Source organism: Aequorivita aurantiaca (assembly GCF_030410135.1).
Taxonomy (GTDB): domain Bacteria; phylum Bacteroidota; class Bacteroidia; order Flavobacteriales; family Flavobacteriaceae; genus Aequorivita; species Aequorivita aurantiaca.
This window is the reverse complement of the sequence record NZ_JAUGQQ010000010.1, coordinates 16,049-39,048: the sequence shown is the minus strand read 5'-3', so window position 1 is coordinate 39,048 and position 23,000 is coordinate 16,049. Positions and strand designations below refer to the sequence as shown.

Sequence of the window (23,000 nt, the reverse complement as noted above, 5' to 3'; positions counted from 1 at the left end):
GCAAAGAAAATTCACCAAAAAATCAATCGTTAATTAAACCTTAAATATTTACAGTATCGCCGAAAGCTACTTTTAAAGTTAAATATCTTTACGCCACAAAAACTGTAAATAATGATTAAGAAATTTCTTGTCTTTTCGCTTTTTCTATTCCTTTCATTTTCATCGTTTTCGCAGCAAACAGCGGCATTTACAAATGATCTGGCCGACTTCAACCAAGCGCTGGAACTTTATAACAACGAGCAGTTTTTGGCCGCCCAAAGCATTTTCGACAAAATAAAAAACAACACCAATGACGAAACCGTAAAAAGCGATTGTGCCTATTATATTGCGAACACGGCGGTGCGATTGAACCAGCAAAACGCCGACCAGTTAATGGAGGAATTTGTGGAAGAATATCCCACCAGTATAAAGCGCAATTCGGCGTTTATAGATGTTGCCAATTATTATTTCGAAAACGGAAAATATTCGCACGCACAAAAATGGTACGACAAAGTGGATGCGGGCAGTTTGAGCCGGAGCGAGCAGGAGCGTTTCAATTTTAATAATGGGTATGTCCAGTTTAAAGCCAAACGTTTTGATGAAGCGAAAAGTTATTTCAACAAAGTTTCAAATTCTCAGGAATACGGCTCGCAAGCCAAGTATTATTTAGGGTTTATCGCCTACGAAGGCGATGATTATGAGGAAGCCAATGAAATGTTTGAAGAGGTAAAAGGAGAGGAGCGCTATTCCGAAGATCTCAGTTACTACCAAGCCGATATGAATTTCAAACTCGGCAATTTTGAAAAGGCCATTGCAATGGGGAAGGAGCAGTTTGACAAATCCAGCCCACAGGAAAAAAGCCAGCTTTCAAAAATAATTGGCGAGAGCTTTTTCAACCTTGGTCAATATGCCGAAGCAATTCCGTATTTGAAGGAATACAAAGGAATGCGCGGCAAGTGGAACAATACGGATTACTACCAACTGGGCTACGCCTATTACAAACAGGGCGATTACGAAAGCGCCATTGGCGAGTTTAATAAAATCATTGACGGAAAGAATGCCGTGGCCCAAAACGCTTATTATCATTTGGCGGAGAGCTATCTGAAACTCGACAAAAAACAGGAAGCGCTGAATGCTTTCAAAAACGCTTCGGAAATGGATTTCAGCGCCGAAATTCAGGAAGATGCGTATTTGAATTATGCTAAATTGAGCTATGAAATAGGAAATAGCTATAAAAGTACGCCACAGGTTTTGCTTTCCTTTATTGAAAAATATCCCGAAAATCCGAATAACGACGAGTTGAAAAAACTGCTTATTGATAGTTACATCACTTCAAAGAATTACAAAGAAGCGCTGAATTTGCTCGAAAACAACAAAAATTTCGCAGACAAAGCCGCGTATCAAAAAGTAGCCTTTTACCGTGGAATTGAATTGTACAACGAAGCAGATTACAACGAGGCGATTGCATTTTTCGTTAAAAGCCTAAAGTACCCCGAGGATGCAAATTTTGCCGCCCGCGCTACCTATTGGATAGCCGAAAGCGAATACCAACTTTCGAATTTTGAAAAGTCATTGGCGGGTTATAATAAATTTCAGCAGATGGCCGGCGCCCAACAAACGGGGGAGTTTAAAAACCTGAAATACAATTTGGCTTACAACCATTTCAAACTAAAGAATTATTCTGAAGCTATTTCTAATTTTAAGAGTTATGTGGGTTCGGCCTCGGCAGAAACCGTTCGCAAAAAGGATGCGTTGCTGCGTTTGGGCGACAGCTATTTTGTGACCAGCCAATATTGGCCAGCGATGGAAAATTACAACGCCGCAATTGAATTGGGTGGCGATAATGATTATGCCGATTTTCAAAAAGCAATAAGCTACGGTTTTGTGGACCGCAGCGAAAAGAAAATCGAGGAGCTTATTACTTTCATAAAAAAATATCCGAAATCGGTTTACCGTGACGATGCTTTGTATGAATTGGGTAATACTTACGTGGCCCAAAATAGAAATGACGAAGCCATTTCGGCTTACGATCAATTGGTCCGCGACATTCCAAACAGCAGTTTTGTGCCAAAAGCGTTGCTGAAAAAGGCCTTGATTTATGAAAATACTGGAAAAAGTAATGACGCATTGGCCATCTTCAAAAGAGTTGCGAAGGATTTTCCATCTACGCCCGAAGCCTTGCAGGCCGTTGCCTCCGCAAAGATTATTTATATAGACCAAGGCAATGTGGATGAATATGCGCGTTGGGTAAAAACTTTGGATTACGTACAAGTGGGCGATACCGAGCTTGATGATGCCGCGTATTTGGCGGCCGAGCAACCCTATTTGGAAAACAACCAAAGTCAGGCCAAAAGCCGATTTGAGGATTATTTGCAGCAATTTCCAAATGGCCAACATGCATTGAATGCACATTTTTACTTAGGCCAGATTTACTTCGCCGATGGAAAAAACGAAGCAGCCATTCCCCATTTTGAATATGTTGTAAATCGCGAGCGAAGCGAATTTACCGAACAGGCTTTGGCTCGGGTTTCGGAATTGTATTTAAGCAAAAAGGATTATCAAAATGCCTTAAAATATTTAACACGCTTGGAGACCGAAGCAGATTTTCCGCAGAATATTGTCTTCGCGCAGACCAATAGTATGAAGGCTTCATATGAACTGAAACAATATGCCGAAGCGGTAAATTACGCCGAAAAAGTGCTTCAAAATTCAAAAATTGACAATTCCATAAAAAGTGACGCGCAGTTAATTATTGCCCGTTCGGCGATGAAAACAAATAACGAAGCAAAAGCGAAAAGCGCTTACGCTGAAGTTCAGAAAATAGCAACCGGTAAATTGGCGGCCGAAGCACTATATTACGATGCTTATTTCAAAAATAAGGAAGGCAATTTTGAAGGTTCAAACGCTTCAATCCAGAAATTGGCGAAGGATTATTCCGCCTACAAATTATTCGGTGCAAAAGGTTTGGTGCTGATGGCGAAGAATTTTTACGCTTTGAATGATGCCTACCAAGCAACCTATATTTTAGAAAGTGTGACCAAAAATTTCACCGATTACCCCGAAGTGGTGGAAGAGGCAAAAGCGGAGCTGGCAGTAATCAAAAACGCCGAGGCCAAAACCAATTCTTCGGTGGAAACTAGCGGAAATTAAGCATTTCAACCAATTCTTCCTGCAAGGTTTTCAAAACCTTGTAGGTTTAAAACTAATAAAAAGTCGAAAAAATCAATTGATAATATGTCAAAGAAACGCATAGTATTATTTTCAATCGCAGCAATTTTTTTGTTCAATTTTTCCATTTTTTCACAGGAGAAAGAACTCGATCCCGAGGTTGTGAATATTGTGAAACCCTACACGCCAACCATTTCGGATGCCTTTAAAGTGAAGGAAACTCCATCGCTTAACGATTCCATTTCAACCGCAAAAAAGGAAGTGAAATACAGCATTTTCTCTGTTCCGGTGGCTTCCACTTTTACGCCTTCAAAAGGAAAGGCAACGACGGTTGAAAAGGCAAAACCCATAAAATTATACGATAATTACGCAACATTGGGCTTCGGCAATTATACTTCGGTATTGGGTGAATTTTACAGTAATTTTGAAATAAGCCGTACCGATAATGCTGGATTTTTCTTTCGGCACAATTCCTCTCAGGGCGATATAAAGGATGTGAAATTGGACAATAAATATTACGACACCGGCTTGGATGCCAATTATACGAGTCGCCAAAAGGATGCAACCTATAGGCTGGATGCGGGTGTGGAGCATCAAATTTATAATTGGTACGGTTTATCCGAAGATTTTGTTACCTACCCTGAAAATGTGATTGCCGAGATTGATCCATTGCAGATGTATTTCAGCGGCTACGCGGGTGGAAGCATTGCGATGGACGATTCGTTTTTTGAAAAAGCCTCCGTAAATATTCGCTATTTGGGCGATGCATTTTCTTCTTCGGAATTCAACGCTAGATTAAAACCAGAATTTTCGTTTCCATTGGAAAATCTGACTTTCAAAATTGACGGTGATATTGATTATTTAAGTGGAAGTTTTGATAGAAATTACACCAACACTTCCGATATAAAATACAGTTATTTAAACGCAGGCTTGGCGCCGTCCATCGCTTTTGTAAATGACGACCTGTCGGTTTCATTGGGTGTTGCGGGTTATATTAGTTTGGATTCCGAGAATAGTGATACCGATTTTTCACTTTACCCAAGATTAAACGCCTCGTACCGATTGCTTGACGAAACGGTAATTGCCTATGCCGGCGCCGAGGGGGGTTTACAACAAAATACCTATTACAATTTTAAGGAAGAAAACCCTTTTGTTTCTCCAACTTTATATATTGCACCAACTAAAAAGTTATACGAAGGTTTTGGGGGAATTAAGGGGAAAATATCAAATTCCGTCGCTTACAACGTGCGTGCTTCCTATGGAAAGGATGAAAACCGCGCCCTATTTCAAATGAATCCATTAAAAATTTACAATGCAAATTTTGAAGGATATGAATATGGAAATTCCTTCAATGTGGTTTATGACGACGTAAATACGCTTGCCTTTTTCGCGGAGCTGAAAGTTAAAGTTTCCAATACATTTTCATTGGGAATAAATGGAACCTATGCCAATTACAGCACAGATGCGCAGAATGAAGCGTGGAACTTGCCAGAGTTGAAGGCATCCGTGTTTTCAAATTTCAACATAACCGAAAAATTATACGGCGGCGCTTCCTTGTTTTACGTGGGCGAGCGGAAAGATTTGGCTTATGATTATAATCCCGTCGGCACTTCATTTGCTCAGGAAGTTTCATTGGATGGATATGTGGATGCCAATATAAATTTTGGGTACAGATTTACTGACAGACTTTCCGTTTTTGTAAAAGGAAGCAATCTGTTTGGCGATAATTATGAAAAGTGGATGAATTATCCCGTGCAGGGAATTCAGGGATTGGCCGGGGTTACTTATAAGTTTGATTGGTAGTTTTTTATTTGTATTTTCAATTGTATCTTCGTTCCAAATATTTGCAATATGTTGACTAAAAAGATAGTACAATCACATTTATCTAAATTACCTGACGAATTTTCCATTGATGATTTAGTGGAGAGACTTATTCTTATTGAGAAAATTGAAACAGGAATTTTACAGTCGGATAATAACGAAGTAATTTCGGACGCCCAATTGGATAAGGAACTGGAAAAATGGTTCAAATAAATTGGACGAAACAATCCATGGATGAATTAAAGGACATTCTTGTTTATATTTCCAAGGATTCTGTAAAATAAGTCAAGTTTCAGATTATCAGAATTAGAAATAAGGTGAAAATCTTATATTCGTATTCCCATTCCGGAAAAATGGTTCCCGAATTCAATATTGAAGAAATTAGGGAATTGGTTGAAGGAAATTATAGAATTATATACAGGATAGTTTCCAAAAAACGTATCGATATTCTGACGGTCCATCATTCTTCCCGCGATCTGTCAAAGCGAAAAATATATTAAAACATCCGTGTTTGGCGGAGGTTTTCTATTTTTGCACCTCAATAAAATCAATCATGAAAAAATTACTACTCCTATTATTGGCTACAGCAATTGCATCCTGTGCCCCTGATAAACTTCCAGCAGACTTATTAATTAAAAACGCCACAATCTATACGGTCGATAAAGACTTTAGTAGCGCAAGTGCATTAGTGGTAAAAAATGGGAGAATCCTTGAAATAGGTCTAAAACCTGAATTGGAACTGAAGTATGATATTAAGGTAACTTACGATGCAAAAGGTAACACAGTTGTTCCGGGATTGATTGATGCCCACGCCCATTTATACGGCCTTGGCCTCGGTTTACAAAATGTGGATTTGATTGGCACGATGAGTCTCGATGAAATGCTAATGCGAGTTACCACCTTTCAGAAGCAGAAAAACTTGCCATACATAATCGGTCGCGGTTGGGACCAAAACGATTGGGACGATAAAAATTTCCCTACAAAAAAGGAGCTGGATTCACTTTTTCCTGAAACGCCAGTTGCGCTGCAAAGGGTTGATGGCCACGCATATTTGGTGAATTCAAAAGCAATGGAGCTTGCCGGAATTACTTCAAAAACCAAGATTGCCGGGGGCGAAGTGGTTTTGGAAAACGGCGAACCCACGGGAATCCTGATTGACAGCCCGATGGATTTAATCGATAAAACTTTTCCTGAAATCACAAATGAAGTTTCCACCGAAGCTCTTTTGGAAGCCGAAAAAATATGCCTGCAATACGGTTTAACAACGGTTGATGATGCAGGCTTAAACCGAAATATTATCGAGTTGATTGACGCACTTCAAAAAGAAGGAAAATTCAAATTGAGAATGTACGCGATGGTAAGTAACAGTCCCGAAAACCGCGACTATTATTTGAACAAAGGCATTTATAAAACCGATAGATTGAATGTGCGTTCCTTTAAAGTATATGCCGATGGCGCTCTGGGCTCCCGCGGGGCTGCGATGCGCGAGCCGTACAGCGATATGCCACATCATTTTGGCGCGATGATTACGCCGTCGGATAGTTTGGATTATTTAGCCGAGAAACTTGCTGCTTCCGAATTTCAGATGAATACCCACGCCATTGGCGATTCGGCAAACATTGCAGTGCTTCGGGCATATAAAAAAGCCTTGGAAGGACAGACCGATAGACGCTGGCGCGTGGAGCATGCGCAGATTATTTCAACACAGGATTTTGCTTATTTTGGTGACAAAAATAATATACTTCCCTCGGTGCAACCCACGCACGCAACCAGCGATATGTATTGGGCCGAGGATAGAGTGGGAACGGAACGCATAAAGGGCGCCTATGCGTATAAAGAATTGTTGAACAAAGCCGGAAGTATTGCTTTGGGCACCGATTTTCCGGTTGAAAATGTAAACCCAATGTACACGTTTTACGCGGCCGTTGCCCGAAAGGATTTAAAAAATTATCCTGAAAATGGTTTCCAAATGAAAGATGCCTTAACTCGGGAAGAGGCTTTACGTGGAATGACCATTTGGGCTGCATTTGCAAATTTTGAGGAAGGTGAAAAGGGAAGTATTGAGGTAGGAAAATTTGCAGATTTCACAATTCTCGATAAAGATATTATGAAAGTTGACGAAGCCGAATTGCCAAAAACTAAAATTGTTGCAACTTTTATTAATGGCGAATTGGTTTACGAAGCAAAATAAGATCTCTGCCTCTTTGCGCATTGCGTAAAAATTTCTCGCAAAGCCGCAAAGTCGCAAAGAAATACTTAAATGGAAAACATTCTAAAACAACTTCCGCAGAAGGCAAAGGAGTCCGAGGCCGAAAACAAAAAGTTTTTCGCAAAGCTGAAAAAAAAGCCGACCAAACATCTCGATAGTTTGATGCAGGAATTGCACGAGGAAGAATTCCAAAGAACAGATTGTTTGAAGTGTGCCAATTGTTGCAAAACCACCGGCCCGCTATTCACCGATAAAGATATTGAGCGGATTTCAAAACATTTTCGGATGAAGCCGAAGCAGTTTATTGAAACCTATTTACGGATAGACGAAGACAATGATTACGTACTGCAAAGCGTTCCCTGCAGTTTTTTGGGAGCCGATAATTATTGTAGTATTTACGATGTGCGCCCGAAAGCCTGTCGTGAATTTCCACATACAGACCGAAAGAAATTCCAACAGATTTCAAACTTAACAATGAAAAATGTAGCTATTTGTCCCGCTGCTTTTAATATTGTTGAGGAGATGAAACGAAGGGTAAATTCCAAATAACAAATTCCAAAGAAATTTTAAATCTCAAGCACCTAAGTTTTAAAAAATATTCCTGTGATTTTGTAATTTGGAATTTGAGATTTGGTGCTTTAACGATAAAGCAAATATTTCGCCCGAACCTTCTGAAAACCATCAAGCCCTTCCTTCCAAGAATCCCGAATCTCTTCTTCAGATAATCCCTGTTCAATCTGCTTTTGTAATTTATCGGTTCCTGCAAGTTTCACAAAAAACGTATTAAAGAAATCCTTCTTTTTTCCGTTAACGTTATAGGCATCTATCAACCATTCCAAGTTAATTTTAATCAAACGCGGCTCATTCCGAAGATCTTTTCCGTGGCAGAGTTGGTTTTTGAATTTTGGTTCCTTGGACCCTTCATTGGCTTGGGGTGTGTATTCAAAAGGGTATTTGGAAGAAGGCAAACTGGGTGCTCCAAAAACCTGAAATTGCATTTCCGTTCCGCGACCTGCGTTTATAAATGTTCCTTCAAAAAAGCAGAGGCTAGGGTAAAGATTTATTGCTTGGTCATTTGGTAAATTGGGTGATGGTTTTATGGGAAGCGAGTATTCTTTTTGATGATCGTAGTTTTGCATTTTAATTACAGTTAGCGCACATTTCACATTATTGTTCAACCAGCCTTCACCATTTATCATCTGCGCATATTCGCCAATTGTCATTCCATGAACTACGGGAATTGGATGCATTCCCACAAAGCTTTGGTTTTCTTTTTCTAAAATTGGCCCGTCAATGTAATGTCCGTTTGGGTTTGGACGATCGAGAACAATTACTGGAATTCCAGCTTCCGCGCAGGCCTCCATTACATAATGAAGCGTTGAAATATAAGTGTAAAAACGTGCGCCCACATCCTGTATATCGAAAACGACCACATCAATTCCCTTTAATTGTGCCGGGGAAGGTTTTTTATTGCTTCCATAAAGTGAAATCAAAGGAACACCCGTTTTTGAATCAACTCCATCCTTCACATGTTCGCCGGCATCTGCCGTACCCCGGAACCCGTGTTCTGGCGCGAAAACTTTTTTTACTGCAATTCTATTCGAAATTAAAAAATCGACGAGGTGTTGCTTTTCACTTTCCAAAAATGAAGTCTGGTTTGCAACCACGCCCACATTCTTACCTTTCAACAAATCAGAATATAGTTGAAACTGCTCCGCACCGACGATAATTTCTTCGATTTCATAGTTAGTTATCGATTCTTGATTCTCTTTTATCCCTTCACTCTGTTCCTTTTTCTCCACCGAACTTCCACAGGAAAAAATGGTCAAAGCAACTAATAAAACAGTATTTTTGAAAAAAGTTAAGCCCATAAAATCTCAGTGAATTTCGAATTTTTCATCGCCCGGCGCATCATTGCTTCCAAGGACTATAAAAGTAGTATTTCGGCACCGATTATAAAAATCGCAATTACCGCGATCGCCATCGGGATTATTATGATGCTCGTTTCAATCGCCACGGGGGTCGGGCTTCAAAAGAAGATACGCGAAAAGGTTTCGGCATTTAATGGCGATATAATTATTACAAATTTCGACACCAATTTTTCCAACGATTCCCAAAATCCAATTTCCAAAAATCAGCCGTTTTATCCGGAGTTCAAAAATATTGATGGAATAGAACACGTACAGGTTACGGCTTCAAAAGGTGGCATAATCCGCACCGAAACCGATTTTGAAGGGGTAGTAGTAAAGGGGGTTGGGGATGATTATAATTGGTCTGCCTTTAAAGATTTTTTGGTCGAGGGAAAATTACCCGATTTTAAAGGCGATTTGAATGAAGATATCCTCATTTCCGAATATTTGGCGAACCGACTCCAATTGAAATTGGGCGATAAAGTGACCACTTTTTTTCTAAATGACGAAGTCTCCAAAACGCCCCGAAGTCGCGGTTTCGATATTGTGGGAATTTATAACAGCGGGTTTCAGCAGTTTGACGAACGGTTTATTATTACTGACATTCGCCATATTCAGCGATTGAATAAATGGGAAGAAAATCAAATCGGTGCGTTTGAGGTTTTTGTAAATGATTTTGATGAAATAATACCTATTGGCCAAAAGGTGTACAACGAAACGGGCAGCACTTTGGATACGCAAACCATACGCGACAAATATGCCTCAATTTTTGAATGGCTCGATCTTTTCGACTTCAATATTATTATGATTATCGGCATTATGATTTTGGTTGCCGGCATCAATATGATTACCGCACTTTTGGTGTTGATTTTGGAACGCACTCAAATGATAGGAATTCTGAAAGCCTTGGGAAGTAGCGATTGGAGCGTTCGGAAAGTATTTTTGTACAATGCGATGTATTTAATTGGCGTGGGGCTTTTTTGGGGAAATTTAATCGGGATTGGATTATTGTTAATTCAAAAATATGGCAAATTTTTCCCATTAAATCCGGACACGTATTATGTGAACGAAGCGCCCGTTTATTTGAGTTTGGACTATATTTTAATTTTGAATGCGGGCACATTTCTACTTTGCCTTTTAATGCTTTTGATACCTTCATTTATTATTGCGAAAATTTCTCCGGTGAAGGCGATTCGGTTTGAATAAATTGCGAGCAAAGCGAAGCAATCTATTGAATCAACTTCCTTTAATCTACAATTCACAATTGTGAATTATTTATTCTGATTTGAGAATGTTACCTTTGCACTTCTAAAATTTGTTATGGAATACGCAGAAAATATATTGGGAACCATCGGCAACACGCCAATGGTAAAAATCAATAAAATTATTGGGGACATTCCCGCTTTGGTGCTCGCCAAATACGAAACGTTCAACCCAGGAAATTCGGTTAAAGACAGAATGGCGCTCACAATGATTGAAGACGCCGAAGCAGACGGAAGATTAAAACCCGGCGGAACAATCATTGAAGGCACCTCCGGCAACACGGGAATGGGATTAGCCCTTGCGGCAATCGTAAAAGGCTATAAAATGGTCTGCGTAATTAGCGATAAGCAAAGCAAGGAAAAGATTGATATTTTAAAAGCCGTGGGCAGCAAAGTGATTGTTTGCCCCACAAACGTTGCGCCCGATGATCCGCGCAGTTATTACTCCACTTCCAAAAGATTGGCCGAGGAAACGCCCAATAGTTGGTATGTAAATCAATATGACAATTTAAGCAATACAAAAGCACACTACGAAAGCACCGGCCCGGAAATCTGGAAACAGACAGATGGAAAAGTAACGCATTTTGTTGTGGGCGTTGGTACCGGCGGAACAATTAGTGGCGTTGGCAGATATTTAAAGGAAAAAAACCCGAATGTAAAAATTTGGGGCGTTGACACTTACGGAAGTGTTTTTAAAAAATACCACGAAACGGGGGTTTTTGACGAAAACGAAATCTATCCCTATATCACCGAAGGAATCGGGGAAGATATTCTTCCGAAGAATGTAGATTTTAACGTAATTGATGGTTTTGTAAAAGTAACCGATAAAGACGCCGCAATCTACACCCAAAAGCTTGCAAAAATGGAAGGTTTCTTTTTGGGAAATTCAGCCGGCGCGGCGATAAAAGGCCTGCTTCAATTGAAGGATAAGTTTACTAAGGATGATGTGGTGGTAGTTCTTTTCCACGACCACGGAAGCCGATATGTGGGTAAAATGTATAATGAGGAATGGATGCGGGAACGCGGTTTTGTTGAGGATGAAGCGAAAAATGCTTCCGATTTGATAAAGGAGCACGAAGACAAACCACTAATTACCGTAAAAACAGAAGAATTGGTGGGCCACGCCATTGAACGGATGAAAAAATATCACATCAGCCAGATTCCGGTTGAGGATACCACTGGTTTTGTGGGGGCTTTGGACGAAACCGATTTGCTTCGGAAATATCTTGAAAATAAAAATATAGCCGAGCTTCCAATCAAAGATGTAATGCACAAGCCATTTCCTATAGTGAAAAAGAGCACCCCAATTGAGGAAATCTCAAAACTGATCCAAAAGGAAAACAATGCAGTTTTGGTAGATTTGGGTGATGGCAATTATAATATAATCACGAAGCACGATATTATTCGCGCACTTTAGTTGCCTCTCAAATAAAATTAATATCCTGCTTCCCTTTTAATGGAGCGGGATTTTTGTTAATTTTAGGCTACCATGAAAAACGAAGCAAAAAAATTATTCCGATTTCTTCGCACTAAACCAGTTCCGGCAAATACCAATGAAATTTTGGCATTGGAACGAACGAAATTGGCCAATGAACGCACCCTGCTTTCCTATATCCGATCCTCGCTCTATCTGTTGCTTGGCGGAATTGGAATCTTACAGCTAAAGGATTTTGCGCGCATTCAATGGTTGGGCTATGTGGCATTGGTAGTTTGCGTACTTTTTTTGGCTGTTGGTATTTTTAGATACGTACTTCTTTCGCGACGATTGTATAAATGGAACCGCATTCTTTTCGTGGATACCATTTCGGAAAAAGTTCAAAAACAGGTTGATACGCAGGAAAAATTGCTGAAGGAAGAAGCAGAGGCTTAGAAATATTTCCTATATTTATATCTCAGTTTTACACTCCCCACTATAAATAATTTCAGATGAAAGAAGATTTTCTGCACTACGTGTGGAAATTTCAAAAGTTTGATGTGGGGAATTTCTTCACCACAAACAATGAAAATCTCCGCATTAAGAGCCAAGGAACGCACAACCTAAATTCCGGGCCAGACTTTTTTAATGCCCAAATTGAGCTGGGTGATCAGCTTTGGGTTGGCAATATTGAAATACATCTAAAATCCTCAGATTGGTACGCCCATCATCACGAGACGGATCCCGCATATGACAATGTAATTCTACACGCAGTGTGGGAACATGATGCTGAAATTTATAGGAAGGACGGATCTGTTGTGCCCACATTTATTTTGAAAAATCACATTCCAAAAAATACACTGCAGCAATATCAAAATTTGTTTTCGAAAAAAAACAAATGGATAAACTGCGAAAATGACTTTGATATGGTTGACTCCTTCACCTTAAGGAATTGGCTGGAAAGAATATATTTCGAGAAGCTTCAGAAAAAGGAAAAAGTTTTGCTGATGGAGTTGAAGGAATCGCAAAACCATTGGGAAAGTTTGCTTTTCAGATTGCTTTGTAAAAATTTTGGGCTGAAGGTGAATGGAGAATCCTTTTTCAGTATAGCAAAATCCATCGATTTTTCGGTGATAAAAAAGTGCTGCCATGAGCGACAGGATTTGGAGGCATTGTTAATTGGCCAGGCGGGATTGTTGGAGGGCGAAGTTGAGGATTGGTACTTTAAAACATTGAAAGCCAATTACTCATATTTAAAACATAAATTTCAACTGCAAAATGAAAACGTAATCCATCCCAAGTTTTTTCGGCTTCGGCCGCCAAACTTTCCCACCCTTCGACTTGCGCAGTTTTCCATGCTTTATTTTGAGCAGGAAAATTTATTCTCAAAAATAATAGATGCAAAAAGCGTGGCGGAGCTTTACGCACTCTTTTCCGTGTGCGGAAGTGACTATTGGGACACGCACTATAATTTCGGAATTGGTTCTTTGGAAAGAAAAAAGCGCATCACCAAAAGTTTTATGGACTTGTTGATTATCAACACCGTCATTCCATTAAAATTTTGTTATGCCGTGCAACAGGGCAGGGATATATCAGAGGAACTATTGAAACTGGCGGCAGGGATTTCTTCCGAGGAAAATGTGATAGTGAAAAAGTTCAATTCCATAAAAATTGTGGCCGAAAATGCCAGCCAAAGCCAAGCACTGCTTCATTTGAAAAGTGAGTACTGCGATAAAAACCACTGTTTGCAATGCGCCATCGGAAATTCAATCATCGGTTCCTCAATGAAAATAATACAATAGCTGTTTTTTTACTTTACCGTTTTAGTATTTTGATTAAAAAGTGTACTTTTCGGGTATGCTACAAGCCGTATATTCACTACGCCATTATTTAGAGAAACGGGGTTTTTATGTCTCCTCCCGCTTGGCCGATAGACTCGGTATGCGTGCTAAAAGTGTCCGGCTTTTTTTCATATATGTTTCCTTTGCAACCTTCGGAGTTGGCTTTGCCATTTATCTCACCATGGCATTTCTATTGAAATTGAAGGATTTGGTGAATACGAAACGAACATCTGTTTTTGATTTATAACTTACGCCTTAATTTAAAAGCAAAATTTCTGTGCTTTTCAATTGATAATTATTAAGGAATCGTTAACAAAATTAAATGCGATTTTTTGAAATTGTAAAATTTTTTAATCATCTTGCTGCGTTTTATTTACTAAAACACTAAATCTTAAATTTCCATTATGAAGAAATCTCTTCTTTCGCTAATCACATTTTTAATACCCTTGATCACATTCGCACAAGAAACGACCGCATCTGAAAATATTGATGCTATTTTTCAAAAATACACAGGTTGGTTTGTTGATCTAATTTTTTATGAAATACCATTTTCAGAAAGTTTTCAGATTCCTTGGGTGCTTATAGTCCTAATAGGTGGTGCATTATATTTTACTATCTATTTTAAATTGATCAATATAACAGGATTTGCGGTTGCTTTAAGAGTAGTTCGGGGAAAATATGAAGATATTGAAAAACACGGTGCCGATACGCTTTATGGTGACGTAACACCAAATGAACAGGAAAACCTAATTGAAACAATTCGCGACGACAGTGCAGATGGGGAAGTCTCCCATTTTCAAGCATTAACGGCGGCTCTATCGGCTACGGTAGGTTTAGGTAATATTGCGGGAGTTGCAGTGGCTCTGTCCATTGGCGGGCCGGGAGCTACATTTTGGATGATCCTGGCGGGTATACTAGGTATGGCATCAAAATTTGCGGAATGTACCCTTGGAGTAAAATTCCGTGATGTTGGACCAGATGGAACCGTTTACGGCGGCCCCATGTATTATCTCAAAAAAGGTTTGGCACAAAAAGGTATGGCCGGATTCGGCAAGGTGCTCGCGGTTCTTTTTGCGATATTCGTAATTGGTGGTTCCTTTGGCGGCGGGAATATGTTTCAGGCAAACCAGGCTGCTGCACAATTTGTCCAGCTTTTTGATTTGCAGGGCACAACTGCTTCAATCTGGTTTGGAATTGTAATGGCACTAATAGTTGCCGTGGTGATTATTGGCGGTATAAAGCGAATTGCCAAGGTAACCGAAAAAGTGGTGCCGTTTATGGCGGGTATATATGTGCTGGGTGCCGTAATCATTTTAATTGCCAATTATCATCACATTGGCGATGCTTTCGCTTTAATTTTTGAAGGAGCATTTTCCGGTCTTGGAATAGCAGGTGGCTTGGTAGGTGTAATGATTCAGGGTATTCGTCGGGGTGCATTTTCTAACGAAGCGGGTGTTGGTTCCGCTGCAATAGCCCACTCTGCGGTACGCACAAAATATCCCGCATCGGAGGGAATTGTAGCGCTGTTGGAACCTTTTATTGACACGGTTATTATTTGTACAATGACGGCTCTGGTAATTGTGATTACCAATTTCGATAACAACATTATCCAATATGGAGTGCCAATAAACGAAGGTGTGGAACTCACCGCCACGGCTTTTGATAGTGTGATACCGCATTTCTCAATTGTGCTTACCGTAGCTGTAATTCTTTTCGCATTTTCCACGATGATTTCTTGGTCCTATTACGGCATGCAAGGCTGGGTTTATCTTTTTGGCAGAGGAAAAATTACGGAACTTATATATAAACTGTTATTTTGTATCTTTATTTGGATTGGTTCGGTAATTAGCCTTGGTTCGGTTATCAATTTCTCTGACGCAATGATTTTCGCAATGGTGGTTCCAAACATCATTGGAGTAGTTATTCTAACCCCCGTTATCCGTAAGGAATTGAACCGTTACATGAAAGCCATTCGCACAAAACATGATGGCCTTGATGAAGGTTTGGAAGATATGAAGAAACACATGTAAAACTGACAAAAAATGAAATTAAGATCCCACTTCACGTTCAATAGGCAACAGCGAAGTGGGATTCTGCTTTTATTGCTGCTCATCATTACCTTGCTGTCAATTTATTGGTTTGTGGATTTTACGGATGAAGATACTTTTGATACATCTTCCGCGGAAATAGTTGCCGCACAAAAGGAGTTGGATTCACTCAGACTGTCGGAACTTGAGAGGCGTAAACCAAAAAAATATCCCTTCAACCCCAATTTCATTACAGATTATAAAGGCTATACCCTCGGAATGTCCAATGAGGAAATTGACCGTTTGCTGCAGTACAGAAAGGAAGGCAAATGGATTAATTCCGTAGCAGATTTTAAAAAGGTAACCGGCGTTTCCGATTCGTTGTTGGCGGAATTGAGCCCGAATTTTAAGTTTCCAGATTGGGTGACCAATCCCAAACCAAAAACCACTTTCAAGGATTATAAAAGTGGAAAAGGTTACGTGGAAAAATCCTTCGCACAAAAAATTGATTTGAACAAAGCCACGGAAGAAGAACTGCAGCAAGTGACCGGAATTGGGGAAGCACTGAGTAAAAGAATTGTTTCCTTTCGGGAAAAAACGGGGGGTTTTTCCAATGATATCCAATTGTATGAAGTGTATGGCCTTAGTCCGGAAGTTGTCCAGAGAACTTTAAATCTTTTCACCGTAAAAACTCCGAAGCCTATTACCAAAATCAATGTCAATAAAGCCTCAGCTTCCGATATTGCCACAGTTCCGGGGATTTCCTTTGAAATGGCCAAGAAAATTTGGGAGTTTAGAAGGCTTCGAGAAAAAATAACCAGCTTTCAGGAACTCGAAAAAATTGAGGGAATGACGGAAAGAAAATTACAGCTAATTCAGTTATATTTGTCCATTGAGTAAATTAATAAATTTAGCCGAAAGGCTTATAAATATTAGGATTGGAGCAGTATGGATAAATTATATTTTACGGAAGAACACGAGTTTTTTAGAAAAAGTTTTCAGGATTTTCTTCAAAAAGAAGTAGTGCCGCATATAGAAAAATGGGAAAAAACTGGGCATATTGAACGATTCATTTGGGAAAAGTTCGGTGAAATGGGCTATTTCGGAATTTATCAACCAGAGGAATATGGCGGCTTAAATCTCGACCTTTTTTACACCGTAATTTTTTTGGAAGAACTTCAAAAAGTGAATAGCGGCGGATTTGCAGCCGCAATGTGGGCACACGCTTATTTGGCCATGACCCATCTTAAAAAGGAAGCAAACCACGAACAAAAGGAAAAATATCTCGCCCCAAGTATTACGGGAGAAAAAATAGGTTGCCTCTGCATTACCGAACCTTTTGGAGGGAGTGATGTTTCTGGAATGCGGACCACAGCTGTAAAGAATGGCGACAACTATATTTTGAACGGCTCCAAAACGTTTATTACAAATGGAATTTATAGCGACTATTTAATTGTTGCTGCCAAAACTTCCCCCGATTTGGGCCATAAAGGCATCAGTATTTTTGTGGTGGATCGCGACACAAAAGGTGTTTCCGCAACCAAATTGGATAAACTGGGTTGGCGCGCGAGCGATACCGGCGAAATAGCTTTTGACAATGTTGAAATTCCTGCCGAGAATTTGATGGGGGAGGAAAATAGAGGCTTTCCGTACATAATGCAGCATTTTGCATTGGAGCGTTTGATTATGGGAATCAATGCCCACGCCCGAAGCGAATTTGCTTTGGAATATACCATTCAATATATGAAGGAGCGCACGGCTTTTGGAAAAAGCATTTCCAAATTTCAGGCACTCCGCCATCGAGTGGCACAGATTGCCAGCGAAATTGAAGTTTGCAAAACTTTCAATTATGTAACTGCAAAACGGTTGAATGATGGGGAATATGTGGTGAAGGAAGCTACAATGAGCAAACTTATCTCCACCAAAGTTTCCGATGAGGTGATGACCGAATGCCTTCAATTCTTGGGCGGTTACGGCTATATGGAAGATTATCCTTTAGCGCGATTGCTTCGCGATAGCAGGCTTGGACCAATTGGTGGCGGCACTTCGGAAATCCTTCGGGAGATTATTGCCAAAATCGTCATAGAAGGAAAAGAGTATAAACCCGCAACATAAAATTCATTGGACCGTTTTGGCAAAAATTCTTTTTATTTAATGCCAAGATGGTAATTGAAGGGAAGGAATATACGCCAGCTACCTAATTAAATTTCTAATTAATTTTTCAACGTTAATATAAAAATGAAAAATTTCTCTTTCAAACATTTCTTTCCAGTCCTACTATTTTTTATCAGCGCAACCGCCTTTTCCCAAACAGAATTAAAAGGTAAAGTCGCCGATTTTTTAACCTTCGAGCCCATTGAAAGTGCCAGCGTGTATATTCAAAATACCACAATTGGTTCTATCAGTAACGCGGATGGAAATTTTATTTTGAAAGTACCGCGGGAAAACAGCAATGACACTTTGGTGATCTCTTCCATTGGATACAAAAGCTTTAAAGTGGTAATCAACGAATTCGAAAATGGTTCTGAGATTTTTTTGGAAGAAGATGTTGCCTCTTTGGATGAAGTAGTGATTGTGGCCGATCCCCGACCCACTGATGGAAACGGGATTATGTTGAAAGCAATTGAAAAATTGCCCTCTAACCTTCCCCAATTGGCTTATCTGCAAAAAGGTTTTTTACGACATAAGGAACGCAACAAAAAAGAATACAAATGGCTTATTGAAAGTGCAATTACAAAATATGATGAGGGTTTCGCTTCAGCGGCAAAGGAAGGCTTGAGACTTAATGTGGACGAAACTCGGAAAAGCTACGATTTACGGGATATCGACAGCCTTTTTACCTATTCTGCCTATTTGAAAAATATGGGTTCATCAGCGGGAAATATTAACCGGAGTAGCGTTAAAACCTCCAATTTGGTTGAAGCTATAAAATGGAACGATAGCCGGGTAAACGGATTGGAAAATCTTTTTAATGGAAAATTAAATTTGATTCGCAATTCGAACGTGACCGGCGCTTTGTTCGGAAAGAATATTTTGGAAAAACAACAATTTCAACTCGACACTATTTTGGTTGACAACGGCAGAAAAATCTATAAAATAAAAATTGAAAAAGGTGGCGATTTTGTGGGACTGAACACGCCAAGTATTTATAATGAAGGTTTTGAGCCCAAGGGTTGGATTTATATTTATTATGACAATTACGCAATCAAAAAAGTAGAATATGAATTGGTTGCCGCATCCGATGTGCAGAAAAAACGGAGCAAGAGTCTTTTTGATACACAAACAATCCATAAACTTATTTTGACCTATATGGAATTTGAGGATAAAATGTATCCCAGTTATGTGTACTATGAAACGCCAAAATTGGTCAACACAGGTGACCGGTCTTCCGATCGAATTAAAACAGAGGCGGAGCCGGGCTTCGACAAGGGTGAACAATATTATTACACAATTCAGGAAATACTTTTTACTGAAATCATTAGCGATCCCGAGATAATTGCAGCGGAGTTGGCACAAAACGATTGGTCTGCCGATATTTTTTCAGCGAAACTATACAACGAAGATTTTTGGAAAAATTACAACGTACTGCTGGAAAGCAAGGAAGAAGAAAAGCTCATTTTAGATTTGAGCAAACGCGCCACACTTTTCAAGCAATAAATTTTTTTAAAAAACTGAATACTTAATACTGAATACTGAATACTTTTTTCTATTTTTGCCACCCTAAAGAAAGGAGGTGATGACACTATGTTAATTATACCAGTTAAAGACGGAGAAAATATCGACAGAGCGCTAAAGCGTTTTAAACGTAAATTTGACAGAACCGGAACCATGCGCCAGTTGCGTAACCGACAAGCTTTCACAAAGCCTTCTGTTAAGAAACGAGCACAAATACAAAAAGCTCAGTATATTCAAAACCTAAGAGATCAGGAAGATATTTAATCCTTCTTTTTTGAAATCTTATTTAATATAAATCCGTTGGGCATTTTCCAGCGGATTTTTTTTGTGAAAAAGTACTGATTTATAGCGCATATTGATTATTTTGTAATTCGCTTTCGAACTAAGCATATCCAAAATATTATATTATATTTAAACAATGTCGTTTCAAGCTTTTTCCGATTATCTTCAGCTAGAAAAAAAATATTCGCCCCACACCGTTGCTGCTTATCTTAAGGATCTGGAAGGTTTTCAAGCATTCAATTCGGAAGATGGGCAATATCCAGAAATCGTTAATGTTAATTATTCAATTATACGGAGCTGGATTATTTCATTGGTAGATTCGGGCATTTCAAACAGGACTGTCAACCGAAAGATTTCTTCATTAAAAACCTATTATAAATTCCTTCTCAAAACAGGTCAGATAAAAATAAATCCATTAGCAAAACACAAAGCTTTAAAGACCTCCAAAAAAATTCAAGTTCCATTTTCTGAATTGGAAATTGATAATGTTATCGACTCCTTGCAGTCTGAAAACACGTTTGAGGGATTGCGTGACAAATTAATGGTAGAGCTGTTTTATTCGACTGGAATTCGAAGAGCGGAGCTTATCAGCCTAAAGTTGACCGGAGTTTCATTCGCGCAGAAAACCATAAAAGTTATAGGAAAAAGAAATAAGGAGCGCATCATTCCCTTGCTTCCTTCGGTAATCAATTCAATAAGTACATATCTGCAATTTCGAGAGCAGCTTCCACATATTAAAGACCAGGAATATCTATTTCTTACGAATAAGGGGGTTAAAATTTACGAAACTCTTGTGTATAGAATTGTAAATTCCTATTTTAGTAGAGCATCAGAGAAGGTAAAGAAAAGTCCTCATATTTTAAGGCATTCTTTCGCCACGCATCTTTTGAATGAAGGTGCGGATATTAATTCAGTAAAGGAGTTGTTGGGGCATTCAAGTCTTGCCTCCACTCAGGTTTACACCAAAAATAGTATATCAAAATTGAAAGAAGTTTATAAAAATTCCCATCCACGCAACTAAGACTTTTCCACCGCTTATGGCATAGAAATACATATTACTAAACTTAAAATAATATAGTATGAAAGTGAACGTGCAAACTCCAAACTTTGCTGCCAAGAGTGAATTATTGGCCTTTGTTGAAAAAAAATTAACGAAGCTAGAACAATTTTATGACAGAATCGTTTTTGCAGACGTGTATCTAAAAGTGCAAAAAACAAGCGAAAAGGAAAATAAGGCGGTAGAGGTATTGCTAAGTATTCCGGGTGATGATATAATGGTAAAGAAGGAAGCTAAAACTTTTGAAGAAGCGGTGGATGAAGTGGCAAGGGCCCTCGAAAGACAACTCAAGAAGCGTAAACAGAAACAAAAAGCATATTTGTAATAGAATTTTTTGCAAAAAGTTTTGTAGAAAAAATAATTTCTCTACATTTGCAGTCCGTTAGAAATAGCGGACTTTTTTATGGCTAAAAAAACGCCGTGAAAAGAAGTCAAAAAGCCGATGTAGCTCAGCTGGCTAGAGCAGCTGATTTGTAATCAGCAGGTCGTGGGTTCGAGTCCCTCTATCGGCTCTTTAAAATAGTGATAATGCCTATTCGAAGTTAAGGTCAAACCCATAATTTCGAATACCTCGGGGAGATACTCAAGCGGCCAACGAGGGCAGACTGTAAATCTGCTGACTACGTCTTCGCAGGTTCGAATCCTGCTCTCCCCACAGTTTGAAAATTCCATTTTTCGAGCACCAAATTCCAAGAGGATTTGGCTTTAAGATTGGAAGTGTTCTTAGAAATTTTGGAATTTTGGAATTTTTTATTGGAATTTCAATAATTATGCGGGAGTAGCTCAGTTGGTAGAGCATTAGCCTTCCAAGCTAAATGTCGCCGGTTCGAACCCGGTCTCCCGCTCAAAAATTTACGAGTTACGATATACGATATGCAAATCGTAAATCTAAAATCGGCAATCGTAAATGAAAAGCCGGTGTAGCTCAGGGGTAGAGCGTTTCCTTGGTAAGGAAGAGGTCATGGGTTCAATTCCCATCATTGGCTCAAAAGTCACAAAGTTCATCCCCATAGGTGTCGGGACCCATCAACGGCTCAAAAGTCACAAAGTTCATCCCGATAGGTATAGGGATCTATCATTGGCTCAAATTTAGAATACAAGTAACACTAATATATAACTAAGATTAAAATTAATACAAAATGGCAAAAGAAACATTCGATCGGTCAAAACCACACTTAAATGTTGGTACAATTGGACACGTAGATCACGGTAAAACAACGTTAACCGCAGCTATTACCAAAGTAATGGCCGATGCGGGTTATTCGGAAGCCAGATCATTCGACCAAATTGATAACGCTCCTGAGGAGAAAGAAAGAGGTATTACAATTAACTCTTCGCACGTAGAGTACCAAACAGCTAACCGTCACTACGCGCACGTTGACTGTCCTGGTCACGCGGATTACGTAAAAAACATGGTTACTGGTGCTGCCCAAATGGACGGTGCTATTCTTGTTGTTGCTGCTACAGATGGACCGATGCCACAAACTCGTGAGCACATCCTTCTTGGTCGTCAGGTTGGTATTCCACGCATCGTGGTATTCATGAATAAAGTGGATATGGTTGATGATGAGGAATTACTTGAGCTAGTTGAAATGGAAATCCGTGACCTTCTTAACTTCTATGAGTATGATGGTGACAATGGTCCTGTAATCGCTGGTTCTGCACTTGGTGCGCTTAACGGTGAGCAAAAATGGGTTGACACAGTTCTTCAGTTGATGGAGGCTGTTGATAGCTGGATCGAACTTCCAATGCGTGATGTTGATAAGCCTTTCCTAATGCCAATCGAGGACGTATTCTCTATTACCGGTCGTGGTACTGTTGCAACAGGACGTATCGAAACAGGTGTAGCAAATACAGGTGATGTTGTTGATATCATTGGTATGGGTGCTGAGAAATTGACTTCTACAATCACTGGTGTTGAGATGTTCCGTAAAATCCTTGATAGAGGTGAAGCTGGAGATAACGTAGGTATCCTTTTGAGAGGTATCGAAAAAACGGATATCCGTCGTGGTATGGTTATCTGTAAAAAAGGTTCTGTAACTCCACACGCTAAATTCAAGGCTGAGGTTTACATCCTTAAAAAAGAAGAAGGTGGACGTCACACTCCATTCCATAACAATTACCGTCCACAGTTCTACGTTCGTACAACTGATGTAACCGGAACAATTATGCTTCCAGATGGTGTTGAAATGGTAATGCCAGGTGATAACCTTACAATCCATGTTGAGTTGCTTTCTCCTATCGCAATGAACGTAGGTCTTCGTTTCGCAATCCGCGAAGGTGGACGTACTGTAGGTGCAGGTCAGGTAACTGAAATTTTAGATTAATTATAATATAATTAAAAGCGCTGGGTGT

Annotated in this window: 20 protein-coding genes and 4 tRNA genes; 23 read left to right on the top strand and 1 reads right to left on the bottom strand. The window is 39.5% G+C overall.

From position 1 onward, the window contains the following. The first annotated feature begins 111 nt into the window (after positions 1-111). The 6 genes from QRD02_RS12335 to QRD02_RS12310 all read left to right on the top strand — a co-directional run bounded on the left by QRD02_RS12335 (position 112) and on the right by QRD02_RS12310 (position 7,726). A complete protein-coding gene (locus QRD02_RS12335; RefSeq protein ID WP_290255261.1) occupies positions 112-3,129 on the top strand; it encodes a tetratricopeptide repeat protein in 3,018 nt (1,005 codons plus the stop codon). An 84-nt stretch (positions 3,130-3,213) separates the two neighbouring features. Then, a complete protein-coding gene (locus QRD02_RS12330) occupies positions 3,214-4,950 on the top strand; it encodes a TonB-dependent receptor (protein WP_290255260.1) in 1,737 nt (578 codons plus the stop codon). Between the two features lie 48 nt (positions 4,951-4,998). Beyond that, positions 4,999-5,181, top strand: coding sequence for a hypothetical protein (locus QRD02_RS12325; RefSeq protein ID WP_290255259.1), 183 nt, complete (start codon positions 4,999-5,001; stop codon positions 5,179-5,181). 83 nt (positions 5,182-5,264) lie between these two features. After that, on the top strand, positions 5,265-5,468 hold the full coding sequence (locus QRD02_RS12320; RefSeq protein ID WP_353959583.1) for a type II toxin-antitoxin system RelE/ParE family toxin: 204 nt from the start codon (positions 5,265-5,267) through the stop codon (positions 5,466-5,468). A gap of 53 nt (positions 5,469-5,521) precedes the next feature. Beyond that, complete coding sequence (locus QRD02_RS12315) at positions 5,522-7,159, top strand: amidohydrolase (protein ID WP_290255258.1); 1,638 nt, start codon at positions 5,522-5,524, stop codon at positions 7,157-7,159. A 69-nt stretch (positions 7,160-7,228) separates the two neighbouring features. After that, positions 7,229-7,726 carry a YkgJ family cysteine cluster protein gene (locus tag QRD02_RS12310; protein WP_290255256.1) on the top strand — a complete coding sequence of 166 codons (498 nt, stop codon included), beginning with the start codon at positions 7,229-7,231 and terminating at the stop codon, positions 7,724-7,726. A gap of 89 nt (positions 7,727-7,815) precedes the next feature. On the opposite strand, the gene QRD02_RS12305 is transcribed toward QRD02_RS12310, so the two are convergent. After that, positions 7,816-9,048: an exo-beta-N-acetylmuramidase NamZ family protein gene (locus QRD02_RS12305; RefSeq protein WP_290255255.1), complete on the bottom strand. Its 1,233-nt coding sequence runs from the start codon at positions 9,046-9,048 to the stop codon at positions 7,816-7,818. Between the two features lie 9 nt (positions 9,049-9,057). Here QRD02_RS12305 and QRD02_RS12300 point away from each other — a divergent pair, with 9 nt between their 5' ends. The 17 genes from QRD02_RS12300 (at position 9,058) to tuf (ending at position 22,972) form a co-directional block, all read left to right on the top strand. After that, positions 9,058-10,293, top strand: coding sequence for an ABC transporter permease (locus QRD02_RS12300; RefSeq protein ID WP_290255254.1), 1,236 nt, complete (start codon positions 9,058-9,060; stop codon positions 10,291-10,293). Between the two features lie 114 nt (positions 10,294-10,407). Further along, positions 10,408-11,766, top strand: a complete 1,359-nt coding sequence (locus QRD02_RS12295) for a pyridoxal-phosphate dependent enzyme (protein ID WP_290255253.1) — start codon at positions 10,408-10,410, stop codon at positions 11,764-11,766. A gap of 72 nt (positions 11,767-11,838) precedes the next feature. After that, on the top strand, positions 11,839-12,219 hold the full coding sequence (locus QRD02_RS12290; RefSeq protein WP_290255252.1) for a DUF202 domain-containing protein: 381 nt from the start codon (positions 11,839-11,841) through the stop codon (positions 12,217-12,219). A 56-nt stretch (positions 12,220-12,275) separates the two neighbouring features. Beyond that, positions 12,276-13,565, top strand: a complete 1,290-nt coding sequence (locus QRD02_RS12285) for a DUF2851 family protein (protein WP_290255251.1) — start codon at positions 12,276-12,278, stop codon at positions 13,563-13,565. A 55-nt stretch (positions 13,566-13,620) separates the two neighbouring features. Beyond that, positions 13,621-13,851 carry a PspC domain-containing protein gene (locus QRD02_RS12280; RefSeq protein ID WP_290255250.1) on the top strand — a complete coding sequence of 77 codons (231 nt, stop codon included), beginning with the start codon at positions 13,621-13,623 and terminating at the stop codon, positions 13,849-13,851. A gap of 157 nt (positions 13,852-14,008) precedes the next feature. After that, positions 14,009-15,634 carry an alanine/glycine:cation symporter family protein gene (locus QRD02_RS12275; RefSeq protein ID WP_290255249.1) on the top strand — a complete coding sequence of 542 codons (1,626 nt, stop codon included), beginning with the start codon at positions 14,009-14,011 and terminating at the stop codon, positions 15,632-15,634. 12 nt (positions 15,635-15,646) lie between these two features. Next, entirely contained in the window at positions 15,647-16,531 is an 885-nt protein-coding gene (locus tag QRD02_RS12270) for a ComEA family DNA-binding protein (RefSeq protein ID WP_290255248.1), read from the top strand. 48 nt (positions 16,532-16,579) lie between these two features. Further along, a complete protein-coding gene (locus QRD02_RS12265) occupies positions 16,580-17,746 on the top strand; it encodes an acyl-CoA dehydrogenase family protein (RefSeq protein WP_290255247.1) in 1,167 nt (388 codons plus the stop codon). A gap of 123 nt (positions 17,747-17,869) precedes the next feature. After that, entirely contained in the window at positions 17,870-19,288 is a 1,419-nt protein-coding gene (locus QRD02_RS12260; protein WP_290255246.1) for a carboxypeptidase-like regulatory domain-containing protein, read from the top strand. A gap of 87 nt (positions 19,289-19,375) precedes the next feature. Continuing rightward, positions 19,376-19,570, top strand: coding sequence for a 30S ribosomal protein S21 (gene rpsU / locus QRD02_RS12255; protein ID WP_290255245.1), 195 nt, complete (start codon positions 19,376-19,378; stop codon positions 19,568-19,570). A 154-nt stretch (positions 19,571-19,724) separates the two neighbouring features. Beyond that, entirely contained in the window at positions 19,725-20,609 is an 885-nt protein-coding gene (locus QRD02_RS12250) for a tyrosine-type recombinase/integrase (protein WP_290255244.1), read from the top strand. Between the two features lie 58 nt (positions 20,610-20,667). Continuing rightward, positions 20,668-20,970, top strand: a complete 303-nt coding sequence (gene hpf, locus QRD02_RS12245; RefSeq protein ID WP_290255243.1) for a ribosome hibernation-promoting factor, HPF/YfiA family — start codon at positions 20,668-20,670, stop codon at positions 20,968-20,970. Between the two features lie 113 nt (positions 20,971-21,083). Beyond that, positions 21,084-21,157, top strand: a tRNA-Thr gene (locus tag QRD02_RS12240). Between the two features lie 61 nt (positions 21,158-21,218). Next, positions 21,219-21,300 (top strand) — tRNA-Tyr (locus QRD02_RS12235). Between the two features lie 117 nt (positions 21,301-21,417). Next, a tRNA-Gly gene (locus QRD02_RS12230) sits at positions 21,418-21,490 on the top strand. A 69-nt stretch (positions 21,491-21,559) separates the two neighbouring features. Then, positions 21,560-21,631, top strand: a tRNA-Thr gene (locus QRD02_RS12225). 153 nt (positions 21,632-21,784) lie between these two features. Beyond that, a complete protein-coding gene (tuf, locus tag QRD02_RS12220) occupies positions 21,785-22,972 on the top strand; it encodes an elongation factor Tu (RefSeq protein ID WP_290255242.1) in 1,188 nt (395 codons plus the stop codon). Positions 22,973-23,000 lie beyond the last annotated feature (28 nt).

Coding starts and splice junctions, on each gene's coding strand:
- QRD02_RS12335 (WP_290255261.1), top strand. CDS start 112: ATGATTAAGAAATTTCTTGTCTTTTCGCTTTTTCTATTCCTTTCATTT.
- QRD02_RS12330 (WP_290255260.1), top strand. CDS start 3,214: ATGTCAAAGAAACGCATAGTATTATTTTCAATCGCAGCAATTTTTTTG.
- QRD02_RS12325 (WP_290255259.1), top strand. CDS start 4,999: ATGTTGACTAAAAAGATAGTACAATCACATTTATCTAAATTACCTGAC.
- QRD02_RS12315 (WP_290255258.1), top strand. CDS start 5,522: ATGAAAAAATTACTACTCCTATTATTGGCTACAGCAATTGCATCCTGT.
- QRD02_RS12310 (WP_290255256.1), top strand. CDS start 7,229: ATGGAAAACATTCTAAAACAACTTCCGCAGAAGGCAAAGGAGTCCGAG.
- QRD02_RS12305 (WP_290255255.1), bottom strand. CDS start 9,048: ATGGGCTTAACTTTTTTCAAAAATACTGTTTTATTAGTTGCTTTGACC.
- QRD02_RS12295 (WP_290255253.1), top strand. CDS start 10,408: ATGGAATACGCAGAAAATATATTGGGAACCATCGGCAACACGCCAATG.
- QRD02_RS12290 (WP_290255252.1), top strand. CDS start 11,839: ATGAAAAACGAAGCAAAAAAATTATTCCGATTTCTTCGCACTAAACCA.
- QRD02_RS12285 (WP_290255251.1), top strand. CDS start 12,276: ATGAAAGAAGATTTTCTGCACTACGTGTGGAAATTTCAAAAGTTTGAT.
- QRD02_RS12280 (WP_290255250.1), top strand. CDS start 13,621: ATGCTACAAGCCGTATATTCACTACGCCATTATTTAGAGAAACGGGGT.
- QRD02_RS12275 (WP_290255249.1), top strand. CDS start 14,009: ATGAAGAAATCTCTTCTTTCGCTAATCACATTTTTAATACCCTTGATC.
- QRD02_RS12270 (WP_290255248.1), top strand. CDS start 15,647: ATGAAATTAAGATCCCACTTCACGTTCAATAGGCAACAGCGAAGTGGG.
- QRD02_RS12265 (WP_290255247.1), top strand. CDS start 16,580: ATGGATAAATTATATTTTACGGAAGAACACGAGTTTTTTAGAAAAAGT.
- QRD02_RS12260 (WP_290255246.1), top strand. CDS start 17,870: ATGAAAAATTTCTCTTTCAAACATTTCTTTCCAGTCCTACTATTTTTT.
- rpsU (WP_290255245.1), top strand. CDS start 19,376: ATGTTAATTATACCAGTTAAAGACGGAGAAAATATCGACAGAGCGCTA.
- QRD02_RS12250 (WP_290255244.1), top strand. CDS start 19,725: ATGTCGTTTCAAGCTTTTTCCGATTATCTTCAGCTAGAAAAAAAATAT.
- hpf (WP_290255243.1), top strand. CDS start 20,668: ATGAAAGTGAACGTGCAAACTCCAAACTTTGCTGCCAAGAGTGAATTA.
- tuf (WP_290255242.1), top strand. CDS start 21,785: ATGGCAAAAGAAACATTCGATCGGTCAAAACCACACTTAAATGTTGGT.